Source organism: Mesorhizobium sp. M7A.F.Ca.AU.002.02.1.1 (assembly GCF_003998535.1).
GTDB classification, from domain to species: Bacteria; Pseudomonadota; Alphaproteobacteria; order Rhizobiales; family Rhizobiaceae; genus Mesorhizobium; species Mesorhizobium ciceri.
Genome location: NZ_RZPB01001088.1, coordinates 1 through 1,565 on the forward strand (window position 1 = coordinate 1; position 1,565 = coordinate 1,565).

Annotated in this window: 1 protein-coding gene; it reads right to left on the reverse strand. The window is 61.9% G+C overall.

What is annotated here, in order from left to right; genetic code table 11:
• Window positions 1-1,362, reverse strand: a 1,362-nt coding sequence (locus EN879_RS35275; RefSeq protein WP_245493927.1) for a winged helix-turn-helix domain-containing tetratricopeptide repeat protein, incomplete at its 3' end; no start/stop codon positions are given.
• Window positions 1,363-1,565: the final 203 nt, after the last annotated feature.

A 1,565-nucleotide genomic window follows, 5' to 3' on the forward strand; every position in this document is an offset into this window, starting at 1 on the left:
CCTCAGTGTGGCTTCGACTGCGACATGCGCGTTTTCCATCTCGCCTAGATGGGCGTAGGCCGCCGCGAGAAAGGCATGGATGAAGAACTGGTCGCCGGCCTTCCGATAAGCGTCGATGGCGTCGGCGTATCGGCCGAGCAGGAAGAGCGCGCTTCCCTTCACCTCCCAGAACCAGACCGGGGGCAACGGGTCGAGCAGTATGGCCCTTTCGAGGACCGCCAAGGACTGCTGAGGCTGGCCGCCGTAGTTGAGCCAGCTTGCATAGTCTCCGGCAATGTTGACGTCGTGCGGATTGAGCGTACGGGCCTGCTGGAAATGCAGTCCGGCATCCCCATGCTGGCGCATATGTACAAGCACGAGACCCATGCTCTGGTTGCAGATGCCGTCATTCCGGTCGAGCAGGAGCGCTGTGCGCGCAGACCGCAAGGCACTTTGCAGCGTACGAGGATCGCGGTCGTACCAGAATCGCGCAACCAGGCACTGCGCTAGATAGGCATGCCCTTGAGCAAAAGTCGGATCGAGTTCGGCGCTCCGGGTAAACATGGATTCGCCCTTGTCCATTTCATACTGATGGTAGTGCGCGCGACCCTGCAAGTAGTAGTCGTAGGCGGCCCAATCGGCCGGCGGCGTTCGCCGCGAGCGGCTAGTCGCATCTGCCTCGGCGGCGCCTTGGACGGTTGAAGCCACGAGGGCCGCCACCTCCTCCTGAACCGAAAAGATGTCCTCAAGCGCCCTGTCGTAGCGTTGAGCCCACAAATGGAAGCCGCTGGCGCCGTCGATCAGCTGCGCCGTGATCCGGATACGGCTCCCGAGCCGTCGCACGCTGCCCTCGACGAGGTAGCGCGCGCCGAGTTGCCGGTGGACTTCCGCGCCCTCCGGCGCTGGCCCACGAAACTGAAAAGATGAATTACGCGCGATCACCACGAGCGACCGGTAACGCGCCAGTTCAGTGATGATATCTTCGGTGATGCCGTCGCTCAGATAATGCTGGTCCTGATCGCCGCTCAAATTGGCGAAGGGCAGCACGGCAATGGTGGGTTTGCCGGACGGCGCGATTGGTCGCTGCACTGAACCTTCCACGCGCTCGACAGGCGCGGTGAAGCGGTAGCCGACGCGAGGCACGGTGGCGATCCAGTCGCCACCTTGGTCGGTGGGGCCGAGCGCCTTCCTCAGCGTCGCAATCTGGACGGTGAGATTGCTTTCCTCGACCGCCAGGCCCGGCCAGGCAGCTTCCATCAGCTCGGCCTTGGTCAGGATGTCGCCGGGCCGGGCCGCAAGCGTGGCGAGCAGCGTGATGCCGCGATGCCCGATGGAGATCGGTATTTCATGTCGCAGGAGCGTCCCCTTCTCAGGGTCGAGCACGAACGGACCAAAGGTGAGGTGACCCCGTTGCATCCCGCCATATTAAACGTTTCGGAATTTTTCGGAACAGTTTCGGCCGCGCTTTAGTACGCAGGTCCGCTCATCCGCCAAAGTAGCGTTATCGATTTTAGCAGCACCAAGAAAGGACGAGCCAAATGAGCACGCAGCTTTCTCTTACCTCAAGACTCTACCAGTCTCTCTGG